The organism is Kribbella sandramycini (assembly GCF_013131805.1).
In the GTDB taxonomy this organism is placed as follows: domain Bacteria; phylum Actinomycetota; class Actinomycetes; order Propionibacteriales; family Kribbellaceae; genus Kribbella; species Kribbella sandramycini.
Genome location: NZ_JABJRC010000004.1, coordinates 28,385 through 42,864, shown reverse-complemented (window position 1 = coordinate 42,864; position 14,480 = coordinate 28,385). Strand labels below are relative to the sequence as shown.

The window sequence follows — 14,480 nt, the reverse complement described above, 5'->3', positions numbered from 1 at the left end:
CGGTGTGTGTTCAGCGACCCAGGTTCAGGTCGAGGCTGCCGTGGACGACCTGCTGGTTCTGCTGGGCGACCCGGTCCAGGTAGCTGCGCGACTTGGTCACCTCGTTCTCGAGGGTGCCGATGGTGGCGGCCATGTTGTCCAGCGCCTCGGACTTGAACGTGTCGATCGCGTCCATGGTCGCGTAGATGTTCGCGAACGCCGCCTGCAGTTGCGGCAGCCCGATCGTCGCCGATGCGGCCTGCTGCTGGATCGCCACCGAGTTGTCGCGGAGCATCTGCGACGTGCGTTCGATCATGCCGCTGGTGGTGGTGTTCAGCGCGGTGATCTGGTCCAGCACCAGCTTCTGGTTGCCCAGCGCCTGCGCGACTATGACAGCGGTCCGCAGCGCCGAGACAGTGGTCGTCGACGCGCGGTCCACGCCCTTGATCAGCTCGATGTTGTTCTTGATCACGATGTCGATGGCCAGGTAGTTCTGGATCGACACGGCGAGCTGGGTGAGCAGGTCCTGGTGCTTCTGCCGGACGTAGAACAGCACGTCCTCACGGAACGCCTTGGCCTTGTCCGGGTTCGTCGTCTCCAGCTCCGCGATCGCTGCGGACAGCCGCGCGTCGAGCCGCTCGGCGACGTACACGTACTGGTTCAGCCGGGTCATCGCGTCCCAGAGGTTCTGCTTCTCCAGGTTCAGTGCCGCGTTGTCCTTGCCCAGCTCGTCCTGGCCGTTGCGCAGCGAGTGCAGAATGCCTTCGAGGTGCGTTTGCGCGCTCTGGTACTTGCGGAAGTAGTCCTCGATCTTGTCGCCGAACGGGATCATTCCGAGCAGCTTCTTCGGCCCGGTGGCGCCCTTCGGGTCCAGGTCCTCGACGGTGCGCCGCAGGTCGAGCAACGTCTTGCCGACGGTGGACCCCTCCGACAGGCCGCCGCTCTGCAGCGCCTTGACCGGCTGCTGCAGCAACCGGTTGGAGCTCTCGGCAGCCGACCGGATGTCCTGGTCGCCCATGCTGCGGACGTCACTGGCCTTCGCGGCGAACTCCGGCGACCGCGGTTCCGCAGTCATCAGAGAGGTCAGGAACGTGTCGACCTTCGCGTCCAGACCCGGCAGCGCCGCCGCGTCGACCGCAGGGGCCAGGCTGGGCGCCGCAGTAGCGGCTACTGGCTGTGATGCGGGCGGAGCGGTCAGTATCAGACCCGGAGCGGTCGCTGTGGGCGGCTGCAGCGGCGACATGGCCTGCTGCGCACCTGCTGGCGCCGCAGCCTGCGCAGCTCCGGTTTCCGCTGCACCTGCGGTGTTGTCGGCTTCGGTCATCGTCGTTCCCCTCCGGTGGCCTTCGCGAGACGTCCCCCTGCCTCGCGCGCTGTCACCTCCGTGACGCGCACACAATCTACGCGGTTCCCGGCCCAGTGTGTGGTGTCGTTGCGTAGTCGTTGCCGGGTCAGCGACGCGCGTAGCTGACGAAGGTGAAGCCGGGGTGGGGGTCGCGGGCGGTTTCGGTCCAGTCCGTGGGATCGAACGGCGGGAAGGTGACGTCGCCGGCGGGGGACTGGTCGACCTCGGTCAGTTCGAGGCGGTCGGCGTACGGGAGGGCCTGACGGTAGATGTCGCCGCCGCCGGCGACGTACAGGTCACCGTCGTACTCCAGGGCTGCTTCCAGCGAGTGGACGACGTCGACGCCGTCGGCGGACCACTCCGGCTGGCGGGTGACGACGACTGTACGGCGTCCGGGCAGCGGACGGCCGATCGAGTCGTACGTCTTGCGGCCCATGACGAGCGTGTGGCCCAGCGTGAGCTCTTTGAAGTGCTGCAGGTCCGCACGGATCCGCCAGGGCAGGTCGTTGTCGCGCCCGATGACGCCGTTGGCGCCGACCGCGGCGATCAGAATGACACTCATACCGCGATGGGCGCCTTGATCGTCGGATGCGGGTCGTAGCCGACCAGCTCGATGTCGGCGATCTCGTAGGAGTCGATCGAGTCGCGCTGGGCGAGCTGCAGCGTCGGGAGCGGGCGGGGCTCGCGGGTGAGCTGGAGCTTCGCCTGGTCGAGGTGGTTCAGGTAGAGGTGCGCATCACCGAGGGTGTGGACGAAGTCGCCCACCTCGAGGCCGGTCTGCTGCGCGACCATGTGGGTGAGCAGCGCGTACGAGGCGATGTTGAACGGGACGCCGAGGAAGATGTCGGCCGACCGCTGGTACAGCTGGCAGGACAGCCGGCCGTCCGCGACGTAGAACTGGAACATCGTGTGACAGGGCGGCAGCGCCATGTCGTCGACGTCCGCGACGTTCCACGCACTGACGAGGTGGCGGCGCGAGTTCGGGTTGTTCTTGATGGACTCCACGACCGCACCGATCTGGTCGACGTGCCGACCGTCCGGAGTCGGCCAGGACCGCCACTGGTAGCCGTAGACCGGGCCCAGCTCGCCGTCGGCGTCCGCCCACTCGTCCCAGATCTTGATGTTGTTCTCGTGCAGCCACTTGATGTTGGTCGAGCCGCTGAGGAACCAGATCAGCTCGCCGAACACGGACCGCAGGTGCAGCTTCTTCGTGGTCACAGCCGGGAAGCCCGCACGCAGGTCGTAGCGCGACTGGTAGCCGAAAACACTCAGCGTGCCCGTCCCCGTCCGGTCCCCTTTCTCGGTCCCGTGGTCGAGCACATGCCTGAGGAGATCGAGGTACTGCTGCATGTCGCCAACCTACTCCCTGACAGACTCGGTCCCGTGGAGCACGTCCTTACTCTGGTCATTCGCGTCGAGAAGAACGCCCGTCCGGAGCAGACCGATGCTCTGGAGGCCGCAGCGGCCGCGGTACTCGCGATCCTCGCCGACGACCGCTCAACCGGTGAGGGCGAGTGGGCAGCCGCCATGGCCGCCTGGCAGGACCACCGGATCCGCAAGGTGGTTCGCCGCGCCCGCGGCGCCGAATGGGCCCGCACCGATGCCCTCCCCAACCTCACCGTCACCTGCGGCACCGCCGAGGTCAGAGTCTTCCCACCGGTCCCACTGGACGCAGTCCCCAAGGACCTCGCCAAACTGCAGGTCACCGGCACCGACTTCGACCAACCGACCGCGCCCGCCGTCCCACACCCCGGCGTCCCCGTCCTCTGGATCAACCCGGCCCTGAACATGTCCAGCGGCAAAACCATGGCCCAAGTAGGCCACGGCGCCCACCTCACCTGGCTGGCCCTCACACCCCTCCACCGCAAGGAATGGGCCACCGCCGCCTTCCCCCTGGCCGTCCGCCGAACCAACCCCGCCCACTGGTCCCAGCTACTCCAAACTGCGCTCCCCGTAGTCCAAGACGCCGGCTTCACCGAAATCGAACCCGGCTCCCGCACAGTAATCGCCGACCACCCTCAACTGAGGCGGTAGTGCAGGTGGGTGACTCGGTTGCCTTGGACGACGCGGGGGTTGTCGAGGAGGCGTTGGGGGCCGGTGTAGGTGTCGAAGAAGCGGCGGCCGGCGCCTAGGAGGACCGGGGCGAGGTTGTAGGCGATTTCGTCGACCAGGCCGGCCGTCAGGGCTTGGCCGGTGAGGTTGCCGCCGGTGATGGAGATGTCGCCGTCGCCGGCGCGGTGGCGGGCTTGGGTGACTGCCTCTTCGATGCTGGTGGCGAAGGTGAAGGGGGCGTCGGGGAAGGGCCAGTCGGTGGGTGGCTGGTGGGTGACGACGATGACGTGGTCGCCGACGGCGGGGACGCCGTGCCAGCCGTTGGTCAGGTCGAAGAGGCGGCGTCCGATGATGCAGACACGGACGTTCGGCCAGGTGTCGTTGAGGTAGTCGGCGCTGGCTTGGCTGACGTGGAACGGGCGGCTCTGGTCGGTGCCGTAGACCTCGACCGGGCCGTTGTGGTACCAGTCGAAGAGGGGGCCGACGCCGTCATCAGGGTCAGCAATGAAGCCGTCCAGGGAGACGACTGCGGAGGCGATGACGCTACCCATGGCGGACGACCGCGTAGGTGAGGTGCTGTGCGGACGGCGTCGATACGGCGTCCGTCAGTGTCAGAGTGACCGCAGCGGACGGCTCGGCTGGGAAGAGGCGCGTGCCGTTTCCGAGGACGACGGGTGTCACATGCAGCCGCAGTACGTCGGCCAGGCCGGTGGCAAGCATCTGGTGGCAGATGTCGCCGCCGCCCATGACGACGACGTCCTGATCGCCGGCGGCTGCGCGAGCCTGGGCGACCGCTTCTGCTGGGCTGTCGACGAAGTGGAACCGGTCGCCCAGTCTGGTCTTCTCAGGCGCGGAGTGGGTGACGACGAAGATCGGTGCGTTCACCTCACCGGTCGGCTTGGCGCCGTACCCCATGTCGTCACTCCAGCCCTCCGGGCCGTCGATGATGTCGAAGAGGTTCCGGCCTTGGATGACCGCGCCGGTCTGGGCGAACGAGGCGTCCAGAATGGCGCGGTCGGCGTCCGTGCCGTGGAAAACCCAGTCGTGCAAGGCCAGACCGCCGTCACCGAGCCCGTTGGTCAGACCGGCGTTCGGACCGGTGACGTAACCGTCCAGCGAGACGGAGATGTCGACGACGACGCTGCTCATCCGTCAGCTCTCCTTGGCGACCAGCTCGGCCAGGCGGTCCATCGAGTCGTTGATGCCGTCGGCCATGCCGTACTCCACCGACATGTCCCGGCCCTCGACGCTCGGGAAGACGGAGCGCTGGCGGAGCAGCACACCGGTCTCGGTCGGCTCCAGTGTCATCTTCTCGATGCACACCTCGCCCGGCAGTCCTTCCCACTCGAAGGTCTGGATGACCATCTTGTCCTGCTCGACGCTGTGGAAGACGCCGCGGAACGCGTACTCGCCGTCGGCGTCGCGGTGGATGTAGCGGTAAGCCCCGCCCGGCCGGACGTCGTACTCCTGGATCTCGGCCTCCAGGTCGCGCGGGCCGAGCCACTGACCCAGCAGCTCCTTGCTGGTCATCACCTTGAACAGCTGGGCCGGAGTGGCGTCGAACTCACGGGTGACCTCGACGAACGGCGTACCGGCGGGGGTGTTGATCGTTGTGCTCATTGCTCTTGCTCCTTCACGCTCTGCAGGACCGCGTCCAGGCGACGGAAGCGGCGCTCGGTCTCCAGCCGGTACTCGTCGATCCAGCTGGTCAGTGCTTCGAGGGCGGCCGGCACCAGGTGACACGGACGGCGCTGGCCGTCGCGGGTCCGGGTGATCAGCCCGGCGGCCTCGAGCACCTGGATGTGCCGCGAGACCGCCTGTTTGGTGATCGGGAAGGGCTCGGCGAGCTCGTTGACGGTGGCCGGACCGCGCGACAGCCGCGCGATCATCGCCCGCCGGACCGGATCGCCGAGTGCGGCGAAGGCCCGATCGAGCTGGTCCTCGGCAACTGACATCTTTATCAACCATTCCCTTGATCAACCGATGTGTTGAATATAGGGAAGGGCTGCACCCGGCGTCAAGGGGTCAGATCGTCTCGAAACCGGCCATCATCGCCATGTCCTCGTGTTCGAGGTTGTGGCAGTGGATCAGGTACTTCCCCTTGTGCGCGCTGAACCTGACCAGCACCTCGACGACCTCGGCCGGCCGGACGTCGACGGTGTCCTTCCAGCCGCCGTCGTACGGGCCGGGGTCGCCGCCGCGGCGGCTCAGCACCTGGAACGGCGCCAGGTGGACGTGCACCGGGTGGTGGACGTCGGTGACGAACGACCAGATCTCGTACTCGCCGAGCCGCACCTGGGCCTGCATTCGCACCGGGTCGAAGGCCTTGCCGTTGATCGTCCAGCCCTGGTGTCCGCCGGCGGAGCCGCGCCGGAAACGCCACAGCCGTCGTACGGCGCCGGCTGGTGGCTCCACAGCGGCGTACGTCGACAGCCGCGCTGGAATGTGGCTGTCGTCGGCAGCGCGGCGAGCGACCTTGAAACGCAGTACAGGGGCGTTGCGGTCGAGCCGATTGACCAGAGTGACCTCATCACCCGGCTGGTACGCGGAGAAATCGACGATGACGTCGAAGCGCTCAGCCGGTGCGATCAGCAGCGTCTCGTGGTCGACCGGTGCGCCGAGCAGACCGCCGTCGCTACCGATCTGAGTGAACTTGGCCGGCCCGTGGTCGAAGGCGAGCTCGTAGCGACGGGCATTGGCTGCGTTGAGGATCCGGAGTCGATAGCGGACGGCGTCCACCTCGTGTATCGGCCAGGGCGCTCCGTTCACCAGCGTCACGTCGCCGATGACGCCTTCCATGTACTTCGACTCGACACCTGGTCGGTCCGGTGCGGCTGGGTAGATGAACGACCCGTCCTCGTCGAATGCCCGATCCGCGATCACCAGTGGGATTTCGCGCTCTCCGGCCGGGAGTGACAGTTTGTCCTCTTCGGCGTCCCGGATGAGGTGCAGACCGAACAGGCCGCGGTAGACCTGTGGAGCGGTGTAGTCCATCCGGTGGTCGTGGTACCAGAGCGTGGCGGCGCGCTGCGCGTTCGGATAGGTGTAGAGGCGGCTGCCGGTCTTCACATCGCCACCGCCCATGCTGTGGTGACCGTGGTCGTGATGCCCGCCTGGCGGCATCAGCAGGTCTAGTGGCCAGCCGTCGCTCGCTGCGGGCGTATGGCCGCCGTGCAGGTGCACTGCGGTCGGTACGTCGAGTTCGTTGACCTGCTCGATGACAGTGGTCTGTCCGCTGCGGACGTCGAAGGTCGGTCCGGGGAACAGGCCGTCGTAACCGAGCACCTCTGTCTTCAGGCCCGGCAAGATCTCCAAGCGGGCTTTGCGTTGCACGACGCGGTAGCGGCCGGGCGATGTCGGCTTCTTCGTCGGCGGGATCGGCAGCGGGACAGTGAACGGGGTGGGCAGTTTCGCCTTGCTGCGTAGCAGTTCACCTGACTGCCCGGGTGATGCGTCCAGGCCGCAGCCGGCCAGCGTGGCTGCGCCGGTGACTGCTAGAAACCCGCGGCGAGACAGCTTCATCGAGTGACCTCCTGGCGGCGGAAGGACCGGACGGTCATCCACACCGCGATGACGACGATCGCCGTACCGAGCGGAACGTGGACGGCGAAGTTCTGTAGGTAGCCGAAGGTGATCTGGACGAACTCCGCGACGCAGAGCACGGCTGACCACAGCGTTGGGTACGGGCCGCCGCCGCGGAGCCAGTAGGCGCCTGCGGCGAGCAGTTGGACGATGCCCAGCAGCCAGAGCGTGGAGCCGATCGGGCTGTGCAGATTCATCGCATCGACTTCACCGGCCAGGAAGTAGCCGGCCATGATCGGCTGTGAGCAGATTGCGATCGTGTGGAGCACCAGGATGATGCGCAGTGTCCACAGTGAGACCCGCGGGCGCCGCCTCATGCTTTTGCCGCCGAACGGTAGGTCCAAGCCGCGAAGCCCACTGCGCTGCCGATGAGGGCAATGCCGAGGGGGATGTGGATCGGGAGCTGCTTGTTGTAGCCCATCGCGATCTGAACGGACTCTGCGGACAGGATCAGCAGGGCTGCGATCGGTGCGAGCCGTCGGCCGCTCGACCGCCAGTAGCCGATGGCCACCAGCAACTGCGCGACGCCGATGGAGCCGATCGCCAGGCCGACCGGCTCGTGGACGCGCAGTCCGGTGGGGGAGCCGTTCAGGTAGATGCCGATCGCGATCGGCTGCACGAAGAGCGCGGTCGCGTGCAGTACGGCGACCAGGCGGAGGACAGCGAGCCACTTCATGTAGACAGACAATAGTAGCCTGGCTACATGTAGATCAATCAGGTATCACCCGGACAGAGCTCTCCCCGGATCCCTGAGGGGTGCGCGAAATTAGGTGAGGTGACCGAGGGGTGCGACGGTGATGCCGGCGCGCTCGCAGACCCAGTGCGGATCCGGGCCGAGCTCAGGCTCGATGCGGAGCTCGTGATCGTGCAGGTCGTCGCAGGCGGTGCAGCGTGGCCAGCGGATGCCGGAGTCGACCAGGCGGTCCTGCATGTCCTGTGCCACCAGGCCGGCGATGTGCTCGGCGCCGTCCGGCCACTGATCGAGCCACCACTGGCGCTCGGCGACCGCATCCTCCAAGGCCGACACCATTGCGGCGTCGTTGAACCCGCGCGCGGCCAGGTCGTGTAGCACCAGCGCGCGGGCGGTCAGTAGAACTCCGGGCTCACTCATCCCCATCAGCGTGCCAGACGGCACCGACAAACCCCACCACCCCGGGAGGTGGTGGGGTTCGGCGTCAACGGCAGCTGGGGCTCGGGTCGAGTCGTTCGGCCATCCGGAGCTCGCGTGCGGCCGCAGCGCGCAGTGCTGCGCCCAGTCGGGCGCGAGCTGCGGACAGTCGCTGCGGGTGCTCCTCGTGTGGCTGCTGCGGTGCGTTGGGAAGCGCCGACTGGGACAGGGTGCGGGAGTTCTCGACTGCGGTGTTGCCAGCGATGTAGTACGTCATGAGTGCTCCCTTCTCAGAGCTGCTTGGGTGCTGGGCCGCTGCTGGAGCGGACTACCAGCTCGGTTGGTAGCAGGAGTTGTCGTTCGGTGGTCGTGGGGTCGAGTAGTAGGCGACCCAGCGCGCGACCTTTGTCCTTGATGGGTTGGTGAATCGTCGTCAATCCGGCGGATTCGGCGGCTGGGATGTCGTCGAAGCCTGTGACGGTCACGTCGCGCCCAGGTGTCAGCCCGCGGATGCGCAACGCCTCCAGGGCGCCCAGGGCCTGGACGTCGCTCAGGCCGATGATCGCGGTCGGTCGGTCTTGTGCATCCAGCGCCCAGCCGGCTCCGGCGACTCCGGACTCGAAGGCGTTGTGTCCACCCGAGACCAGTCGGATGCGCGCCTCCGGCATCGCCTTCCGCAGACCCTCGAGCCGCTGCGTCGGATTGCCGCTGCCGATGTCGCCGAGGCCCATCTCCATCGGTCTGCTTCCGGAGGCCGCGGCGTTGTCGACCAGTACGACGACGTCCCGGTGGCCCAGGCGCGTCAGGTGCTCGCCCAGCTCGACTGCCGCGGCCACTTCGTCGATGGCTACCCAGCTGTCGGTAAATGTGCCCGGGTCCGTCGAAGCGGCCGGAACACCCCGTGCGGAGAGGATGTCGAGTGACGGATGGCCGTGGGGGACGCAGAAGATCGCTGCGGCGTCGATCGCGGCCTGCTGGACCGCAGTGCTGCCGCTCTCGGGGTCGTTCGAGCTGAGCGGCATCAGTAGCAGGCTGGTGCTGAACTCCTCGGCGACCTCGGCCAGGCCGGCCAGGAAGCCGACTGCGAACGGGTCCGAGAACGCGTACGACAGTTTGTCCGTGAACAGGACGCCGATCGCCCCGGCATGGCCGCTGCGCAGGGCGCGCGCGGATGCGTCCGGACCGGCGTACCCGAGCTCGGCTGCGGTGGCGAGGATCCGTTCGCGCAGTGCCGCGGACAGTTGGGCGGGCTTGTTGTAGGCGTTCGACACCGTCGACGGCGAAACGCCGACGGCTTTCGCCACGGTCTTCAGGGTCACTCCGGCCACCGCCGCGCACATCCTTTCTGAATCGATCTAGTAAAACGATACAGAAGAGCCTGTGCGAGGGCAACCCGGATTCCTGGGATGATGGCGCCATGGCTTCGTTGCTGGAGGTGATCGCGCTGCACCCGGCGGATGCCGAGGCGGCGCAGGAGGGCGGGGCGGACCGGCTGGAGCTGTGCGCGTCGATGGAGGCCGACGGCCTCTCGCCGTCGGTGTCCACGGTCAGTGCGATCCGCCGCGCGACCGATCTGCCGCTGCGGGTGATGCTGCGGCTTTCCGACTCGTTCACCACGAACGGCGCCGAGCTGAACCGGATGACCGCGCAGGCGCAGTCCTACCTCGCCGCGGGTGCGGACGGCTTCGTCCTCGGATTCCTGACCCCGGACAACCTCGTCGACGTCGAGTCGGTGGCTGCACTGGTCAGCACGTTCTCCGGCACGCCCTGGACGTTCCACCGCGCGATCGACGCAGTGCTCGAGCAAGCGCCGGCTTGGCGGGCCCTGCGCACGCTCCCCGGCTTGGACTGCGTTCTGACCGCCGGCTCCGCGCTGGGCGTCGGCCACGGTCTGGACGATCTGTGCAAGCTGGCCAAGGCCGATCCGGCGGTGGCGGGCGTCATGATGGCCGGCGGTGCGCTCAAACCCGAGCATGTGCCGTGGCTCTACCAGTCCGGTGTACGCCGGTTCCACGTCGGCTCGTCGGTCCGTCAGGACGGCTCCTGGACGAAGGCCTACGTGAACTCCCGTTTCGTCCGGTCGTGGCGCAACCTGCTCGACGCGCAGGACTCTCGCGGATGATCCTCATCGACCCGCCCGCCTGGTCCGCCTGGGACCGGCTCTGGTCGCATCTGGTCAGCGACGAGTCACACGAGGAGTTGCACGCCTTCGCCAAGGCGGCCGGGATTCCGACCCGCGGCTTCGACCGCGACCACTACGACGTCCCCAGCGACCGCTACGACGACCTGGTCGCCGCCGGCGCCGTACCGGTGTCCAGTCGCGAGCTGGTCCGCCGCATCACCGCAGCAGGCCTGCGGCACCGCAAAACGAGACAGCCCCCAACCGAGTGAGGTTGGGGGCTGTTGCTCAGTCGAGCAGTTCGGTGACGGTGCCCGCGGCGACGGTGTGACCGCCTTCGCGGACCGCGAAACCGAGGCCGACGTTCATCGCGATCGGCTTCACCAGCTCCACGGTCAGGTCGACCGTGTCACCCGGCATGACCTGTGTGATCGTGCCGAGGTCGATACCGCCGGAGACGTCTGTCGTCCGGAAGTAGAACTGGGGGCGGTAGTCCGCGGCGAACGGCGTGTGCCGGCCGCCCTCGGCGGTGGACAGCGCGTGCAGCGTCGCCCGGAACGCACGGTGCGGGCGCACCGTGCCGGGGACCGCGACCACCATGCCGCGACGGACCTCGTCCCGCTTCACACCGCGAAGCAGGATCGCCGCGTTGTCACCGGCCTGGACGGTGTCCAGCGTCTTGCCGAACGTCTCCAGCCCGATCGCCGTGCTGCTGATGGTCTCGCCGAGACCGACCACGTCGACCGCCGCACCGACCTGCAGAGTGCCGCGCTCGACCGCACCGGTGACTACTGTGCCCCGGCCGCTGATCGTGAGCACACCCTCGATCGGCATCAGGAACGGCTCGGTCAGCTCGCGCTCCGGGGTCGGAACGTAGCTGTCCACCGCGTCCAGCAGCTCACCGATCGCAGCGACCCACTGCGGCTCGCCCTCCAGCGCCTTCAGGCCGGAGACGCGCACCACCGGTACGTCGTCGCCCGGGAAGCCGTACTCCGTCAGGAGCTCACGGACCTCCAGCTCGACCAGGTCGAGCAGCTCGGCGTCGTCGACGGTGTCCGCCTTGTTCAGCGCGACCACCAGGTACGGCACACCGACGCGGCGCGCGAGCAGCACGTGCTCCCGCGTCTGCGGCATGGCGCCGTCCTGTGCGGAGACGACCAGGATCGCGGCGTCCACCTGGGCGGCGCCGGTGATCATGTTCTTGACGTAGTCGGCGTGCCCGGGCATGTCGACATGCGCGTAGTGCCGGGTGGCGGTCTCGTACTCCACGTGCGAGATGTTGATCGTGATCCCGCGCGCGACCTCCTCCGGCGCCCGGTCGATACCGTCGAACGCGACGAACCGGTTGACGCCCGGGTCGCGCTCGGCGAGCACCTTGGTGATGGCCGCGGTGAGGGTGGTCTTGCCGTGGTCGACGTGACCCATCGTCCCGATGTTGAGGTGCGGCTTGGTCCGCACGAACTGGCTCTTGGCCATGAGTGTTCCTTTGCTGGTCAGAAGTTTGTCTGGAGAGCCAGGACCCTCCGGCAGGCCCTCCGGCGCTGTCACCGCGCGGAGGGGGCCGGTCTCGGGCCACCCTCTTCCGCGGGTCCTGATCAGCAGGAAGAGGGTCGGCTATCGACGACTGACGCAGCCCACGTGGGAGCGCCCGTCAGGCCCAGGGCCGACAGGTCACGCTCGAGAACCACGCGGAACATGTTCATCACGTTAGGGATCAACCGTGCCGGGGGCAACGGAATTCCCGGGGCGTCAGTTCAGGGCGAACAGACGGGTGCCGTCGGAGAAGACCGGGCGGGCGCCGGCCACTGTGGTGGCGGGCTTGTTGCAGGTGACCTCTTCGGACCGGGCAACCGACTTGGCGCTCGCACCGGGCAGGATCGGATGCGGCTGGATGCCCGCGGTGCCGATCATCACCGGTGAGCAGCTGCCGTTGACCTGCGGCATCAGCGTGACCACTCGGCCGTCCGGCAGCAGCGCGAAGCCGTCACGCGCGTACTCCGGCTGCTGCAGCCGCGGGGGCACCTGCAGCAGGTGGTGCCACTGCGGAGTGCCGTCAGCAGGGCTCGCCGCGGACACGTCGTACGTCTGCGGCTGGGTCGGATCGGTGGCGTTGCGGCAGGTGATCAACACCAGCGAGGTGTGGGTGGCGGCCAGCTGTGCGTCACAGGACGCCGGGCCGAGTCGCGGCCGCGGGGTGCCTGGTACTGGCGTTGACCAGCTGACGCGGCCGTCGCCGACATCGATCGACCACTGGTAGAGCGTGCCGCCCGCGGACGCCGTCCAGATCAGGCCCGCGACCTCACGGGTGTCCGGTACGGCGACCAGGTCACCGACCCAGGTCTCGGGGTCCAGCTCGGCACTCAGGTCGAAGCGGTCGCCCAGCTTGACCTCCCAGCGCTGGTCGCCGGTCTTCAGGTCCAGACCGCGGACGACGGCGCCGTTCCCAGCACAGGCATCGACCACGACCGCCTGGTCGCCCATCAGCTCGCCTTGGGTCACGTTGCAGCGCAGCCGGGTCCGCCAGTGCGTCGGGTTGCTCACCCCGTGCGCGGCGACGTAATTGCCTTCGGCGATCAGCAGTTGGTTCTGGTCGACTGCGAGCGCGCGGCCGTCGGTGTGGACCTCGGTGAGCACCTCACCGCTAACGGCGTTCAGGACGGCGTACGTCGGCAGGTCGATCCCGGTCGGCGCGCGGTACGCGGCGTAGGGGAGGTTGGCGGCGACGATGCGGCCGTCACCCGAGACGAGAAGGCCCTTCGAACCGCGCGAGGCGGCGTCGTTCACGTCCGCCCGCGCGTAGCGCCAGCGGATCTGGCCGGTGTTCGCGTCGGACATGACCACGCCGTCCGATCGCAGTTCGGCGACACCACCGGCCGTACCAGCGATGGCTCCTGCGGCCGGCACCTCACGGGTCCAGGCCAGGGTGCCATCCAGCTGGACGGGCTGCTGGGTGGGCGCGGCGGTGGTCGTCGTGCTGACCGTGTTGGCGGTCTCCAGGCGAGCCTGGACGAACGGCTCACCCGCAGAGACGACGATCCACGCCAGCAGCGCTCCACAGACCGCAGTGGCGGCAACACCAAGCCACTGCGGCGGCGACTGCGAGTACGGCGGTGCGCGGCGCAGTCGACGCGCAAGCGCCAACAGGCCGCCAGCCAGGATCAGAGCGATCGAGGCAAGCATCAGATACGGCCAGCGCTCGGACATGGCGGCGCCGGGCTGTGCGGCCGGCCAGTGCCACCAGCACAGCCCAACACCCAGAACGCCGAGGACGGCGAAGACCAGCGCGGGGATCGCCAACAGCTTCTGCCGGGCGCGGCGGAACCACGCACAGGCCAGGCCGGTCGCCGCCAGCGTGCCCGCGACCGGAGCCCAGACCGGGAAGCCGGTGACCTCGTTCGGGTCGGCCGGCCACTTCGAGGCGGCACCGAGGCCACGACCGAGCAGTACCGACGCGGCAACGACCACACCGAGCGCGGCGCCGAAGTACACGATCGGGATCAGCCCGCCGATCGGCCGGGCCGCCTTAGGGCCCCAGGACTCGATCTCCCGTTCCAAGTTGGCGCGGGCGGTCTGTTCCCAGTCGGCATGGCCGCGGTCGGTTGCGTAGAGCGGCGTCTCGGCCAGGCCCTGCAAGAACGACATGCGGCCGCGGGCGAAGTCCCGGTCGCTGATGTGCGCGTACTCCTGCCGAATGCCGGCCGCGTACTCGTCGTACCGCTCCGCGGGCAGGCTGAGGATGCGCAGGTCCGCGTCGCAGAGGACGGCGCCGTTCTTGTCGTCGGGCGCGCAGTCGTGCTTCGCGGTCAGCCGGACCAGCCGTCCGACCTCCTCGACCTGCGCAGCGTCGACGCCGTACGCCGCCAGCTCCAGCTCGGCCAGCTGCGCCGAGACCTCTTCATTCTCGCCGGGGTCGGCCTGCGGGTCGTAGATCGCGTCGTGGAACCAGGCGGCCAGCCGGACGGTGTCCGGGTCGTCGGCGGCGTCGGCCAGCTCGTCGACCGTGCGTAACACCTCGGTCAGGTGCCGCTGGTCGTGATAGTGCCGATGTTGCTCCGCGTAACGAGCCAGCAGATCATCGCCCAACGGCTGCGCGTGCGGCAGCAGGCGATTCCACTGGTCGCGCAGGTCCATGGCATGGGAGTCTCGCACCCAACCCGTGCCGCGAGCGGCTGATCAGGGGTCCGCGGAGACGGTCGTGGCCAAAGCGATATCGCCTCGTCACCTGACCGCTTCGATTGGTGCGCCAGGCATCGAATTGCACCGTTGTAGTTGCGTTCCAGGTCACACTCCGTGGC

General features: G+C 68.2%; 18 protein-coding genes. 3 read left to right on the top strand and 15 right to left on the bottom strand.

Features of this window, described 5'->3' with window-relative positions; genetic code table 11:
* Window positions 1-10 precede the first annotated feature (10 nt).
* The 3 genes from HPO96_RS18300 to HPO96_RS18290 all read right to left on the bottom strand — a co-directional run bounded on the left by HPO96_RS18300 (window position 11) and on the right by HPO96_RS18290 (window position 2,674).
* Window positions 11-1,303, bottom strand: coding sequence for a toxic anion resistance protein (locus HPO96_RS18300; protein WP_202886156.1), 1,293 nt, complete (start codon window positions 1,301-1,303; stop codon window positions 11-13).
* A gap of 127 nt (window positions 1,304-1,430) precedes the next feature.
* Window positions 1,431-1,886 carry a dihydrofolate reductase gene (locus HPO96_RS18295; protein ID WP_171674712.1) on the bottom strand — a complete coding sequence of 152 codons (456 nt, stop codon included), beginning with the start codon at window positions 1,884-1,886 and terminating at the stop codon, window positions 1,431-1,433.
* Window positions 1,883-2,674, bottom strand: a complete 792-nt coding sequence (locus tag HPO96_RS18290; protein ID WP_171674711.1) for a thymidylate synthase — start codon at window positions 2,672-2,674, stop codon at window positions 1,883-1,885. Before HPO96_RS18290 ends, HPO96_RS18295 begins: the two co-directional genes overlap by 4 nt.
* Before the next feature lie 33 nt (window positions 2,675-2,707).
* Between HPO96_RS18290 and HPO96_RS18285 the strand changes: the two genes are divergently transcribed.
* The gene (locus tag HPO96_RS18285; RefSeq protein WP_337796704.1) at window positions 2,708-3,358 is read left to right on the top strand and encodes a peptidyl-tRNA hydrolase; all 651 of its coding nucleotides are present in this window, start codon (window positions 2,708-2,710) and stop codon (window positions 3,356-3,358) included.
* Here the strand turns inward: HPO96_RS18285 and HPO96_RS18280 are convergent.
* The 10 genes from HPO96_RS18280 to HPO96_RS18235 all read right to left on the bottom strand — a co-directional run bounded on the left by HPO96_RS18280 (window position 3,343) and on the right by HPO96_RS18235 (window position 9,394).
* Window positions 3,343-3,927 carry a dihydrofolate reductase family protein gene (locus tag HPO96_RS18280; RefSeq protein WP_171674709.1) on the bottom strand — a complete coding sequence of 195 codons (585 nt, stop codon included), beginning with the start codon at window positions 3,925-3,927 and terminating at the stop codon, window positions 3,343-3,345. The two genes, HPO96_RS18285 and HPO96_RS18280, sit on opposite strands and share 16 nt — an antisense overlap.
* Window positions 3,920-4,525 (bottom strand): dihydrofolate reductase family protein, encoded by a 606-nt coding sequence (locus tag HPO96_RS18275; RefSeq protein ID WP_171674708.1) that lies wholly within the window; start codon window positions 4,523-4,525, stop codon window positions 3,920-3,922. The genes HPO96_RS18280 and HPO96_RS18275 overlap by 8 nt, the downstream gene beginning before the upstream one ends.
* Before the next feature lie 3 nt (window positions 4,526-4,528).
* Window positions 4,529-4,996 carry an SRPBCC domain-containing protein gene (locus tag HPO96_RS18270; protein WP_171674707.1) on the bottom strand — a complete coding sequence of 156 codons (468 nt, stop codon included), beginning with the start codon at window positions 4,994-4,996 and terminating at the stop codon, window positions 4,529-4,531.
* Window positions 4,993-5,331 (bottom strand): ArsR/SmtB family transcription factor, encoded by a 339-nt coding sequence (locus HPO96_RS18265; RefSeq protein WP_171674706.1) that lies wholly within the window; start codon window positions 5,329-5,331, stop codon window positions 4,993-4,995. Before HPO96_RS18265 ends, HPO96_RS18270 begins: the two co-directional genes overlap by 4 nt.
* A 70-nt stretch (window positions 5,332-5,401) precedes the next feature.
* Window positions 5,402-6,898 (bottom strand): multicopper oxidase family protein, encoded by a 1,497-nt coding sequence (locus HPO96_RS18260; RefSeq protein WP_171674705.1) that lies wholly within the window; start codon window positions 6,896-6,898, stop codon window positions 5,402-5,404.
* Window positions 6,895-7,275: a hypothetical protein gene (locus HPO96_RS18255; protein WP_171674704.1), complete on the bottom strand. Its 381-nt coding sequence runs from the start codon at window positions 7,273-7,275 to the stop codon at window positions 6,895-6,897. Before HPO96_RS18255 ends, HPO96_RS18260 begins: the two co-directional genes overlap by 4 nt.
* Window positions 7,272-7,634 carry a hypothetical protein gene (locus tag HPO96_RS18250; protein ID WP_171674703.1) on the bottom strand — a complete coding sequence of 121 codons (363 nt, stop codon included), beginning with the start codon at window positions 7,632-7,634 and terminating at the stop codon, window positions 7,272-7,274. The genes HPO96_RS18255 and HPO96_RS18250 overlap by 4 nt, the downstream gene beginning before the upstream one ends.
* A 90-nt stretch (window positions 7,635-7,724) precedes the next feature.
* Complete coding sequence (locus tag HPO96_RS18245; protein ID WP_171674702.1) at window positions 7,725-8,069, bottom strand: hypothetical protein; 345 nt, start codon at window positions 8,067-8,069, stop codon at window positions 7,725-7,727.
* 64 nt (window positions 8,070-8,133) lie between these two features.
* A complete protein-coding gene (locus tag HPO96_RS18240) occupies window positions 8,134-8,343 on the bottom strand; it encodes a hypothetical protein (RefSeq protein ID WP_171674701.1) in 210 nt (69 codons plus the stop codon).
* Between the two features lie 13 nt (window positions 8,344-8,356).
* Window positions 8,357-9,394, bottom strand: coding sequence for a LacI family DNA-binding transcriptional regulator (locus tag HPO96_RS18235; RefSeq protein WP_337796703.1), 1,038 nt, complete (start codon window positions 9,392-9,394; stop codon window positions 8,357-8,359).
* A gap of 89 nt (window positions 9,395-9,483) precedes the next feature.
* Here HPO96_RS18235 and HPO96_RS18230 point away from each other — a divergent pair, with 89 nt between their 5' ends.
* Together HPO96_RS18230 and HPO96_RS18225 are read left to right on the top strand one after the other, a co-directional pair.
* Window positions 9,484-10,188 carry a copper homeostasis protein CutC gene (locus HPO96_RS18230; protein ID WP_171674699.1) on the top strand — a complete coding sequence of 235 codons (705 nt, stop codon included), beginning with the start codon at window positions 9,484-9,486 and terminating at the stop codon, window positions 10,186-10,188.
* Window positions 10,185-10,457, top strand: coding sequence for a DUF4031 domain-containing protein (locus HPO96_RS18225; protein WP_171674698.1), 273 nt, complete (start codon window positions 10,185-10,187; stop codon window positions 10,455-10,457). Before HPO96_RS18230 ends, HPO96_RS18225 begins: the two co-directional genes overlap by 4 nt.
* Before the next feature lie 16 nt (window positions 10,458-10,473).
* Here the strand turns inward: HPO96_RS18225 and tuf are convergent, their stop codons facing one another.
* Complete coding sequence (gene tuf, locus HPO96_RS18220; RefSeq protein ID WP_171674697.1) at window positions 10,474-11,661, bottom strand: elongation factor Tu; 1,188 nt, start codon at window positions 11,659-11,661, stop codon at window positions 10,474-10,476.
* A gap of 273 nt (window positions 11,662-11,934) precedes the next feature.
* A complete protein-coding gene (locus HPO96_RS18215; protein ID WP_171674696.1) occupies window positions 11,935-14,316 on the bottom strand; it encodes an HD domain-containing protein in 2,382 nt (793 codons plus the stop codon).
* Window positions 14,317-14,480: the final 164 nt, after the last annotated feature.

Excerpts from the sequence above, each read along its gene's own strand:
- HPO96_RS18300 (WP_202886156.1), bottom strand. The coding sequence starts at position 1,303 with ATGACCGAAGCCGACAACACCGCAGGTGCAGCGGAAACCGGAGCTGCG.
- HPO96_RS18295 (WP_171674712.1), bottom strand. The coding sequence starts at position 1,886 with ATGAGTGTCATTCTGATCGCCGCGGTCGGCGCCAACGGCGTCATCGGG.
- HPO96_RS18290 (WP_171674711.1), bottom strand. The coding sequence starts at position 2,674 with ATGCAGCAGTACCTCGATCTCCTCAGGCATGTGCTCGACCACGGGACC.
- HPO96_RS18280 (WP_171674709.1), bottom strand. The coding sequence starts at position 3,927 with ATGGGTAGCGTCATCGCCTCCGCAGTCGTCTCCCTGGACGGCTTCATT.
- HPO96_RS18275 (WP_171674708.1), bottom strand. The coding sequence starts at position 4,525 with ATGAGCAGCGTCGTCGTCGACATCTCCGTCTCGCTGGACGGTTACGTC.
- HPO96_RS18270 (WP_171674707.1), bottom strand. The coding sequence starts at position 4,996 with ATGAGCACAACGATCAACACCCCCGCCGGTACGCCGTTCGTCGAGGTC.
- HPO96_RS18265 (WP_171674706.1), bottom strand. The coding sequence starts at position 5,331 with ATGTCAGTTGCCGAGGACCAGCTCGATCGGGCCTTCGCCGCACTCGGC.
- HPO96_RS18260 (WP_171674705.1), bottom strand. The coding sequence starts at position 6,898 with ATGAAGCTGTCTCGCCGCGGGTTTCTAGCAGTCACCGGCGCAGCCACG.
- HPO96_RS18255 (WP_171674704.1), bottom strand. The coding sequence starts at position 7,275 with ATGAGGCGGCGCCCGCGGGTCTCACTGTGGACACTGCGCATCATCCTG.
- HPO96_RS18250 (WP_171674703.1), bottom strand. The coding sequence starts at position 7,634 with ATGAAGTGGCTCGCTGTCCTCCGCCTGGTCGCCGTACTGCACGCGACC.
- HPO96_RS18245 (WP_171674702.1), bottom strand. The coding sequence starts at position 8,069 with ATGAGTGAGCCCGGAGTTCTACTGACCGCCCGCGCGCTGGTGCTACAC.
- HPO96_RS18240 (WP_171674701.1), bottom strand. The coding sequence starts at position 8,343 with ATGACGTACTACATCGCTGGCAACACCGCAGTCGAGAACTCCCGCACC.
- HPO96_RS18230 (WP_171674699.1), top strand. The coding sequence starts at position 9,484 with ATGGCTTCGTTGCTGGAGGTGATCGCGCTGCACCCGGCGGATGCCGAG.
- HPO96_RS18225 (WP_171674698.1), top strand. The coding sequence starts at position 10,185 with ATGATCCTCATCGACCCGCCCGCCTGGTCCGCCTGGGACCGGCTCTGG.
- tuf (WP_171674697.1), bottom strand. The coding sequence starts at position 11,661 with ATGGCCAAGAGCCAGTTCGTGCGGACCAAGCCGCACCTCAACATCGGG.
- HPO96_RS18215 (WP_171674696.1), bottom strand. The coding sequence starts at position 14,316 with ATGGACCTGCGCGACCAGTGGAATCGCCTGCTGCCGCACGCGCAGCCG.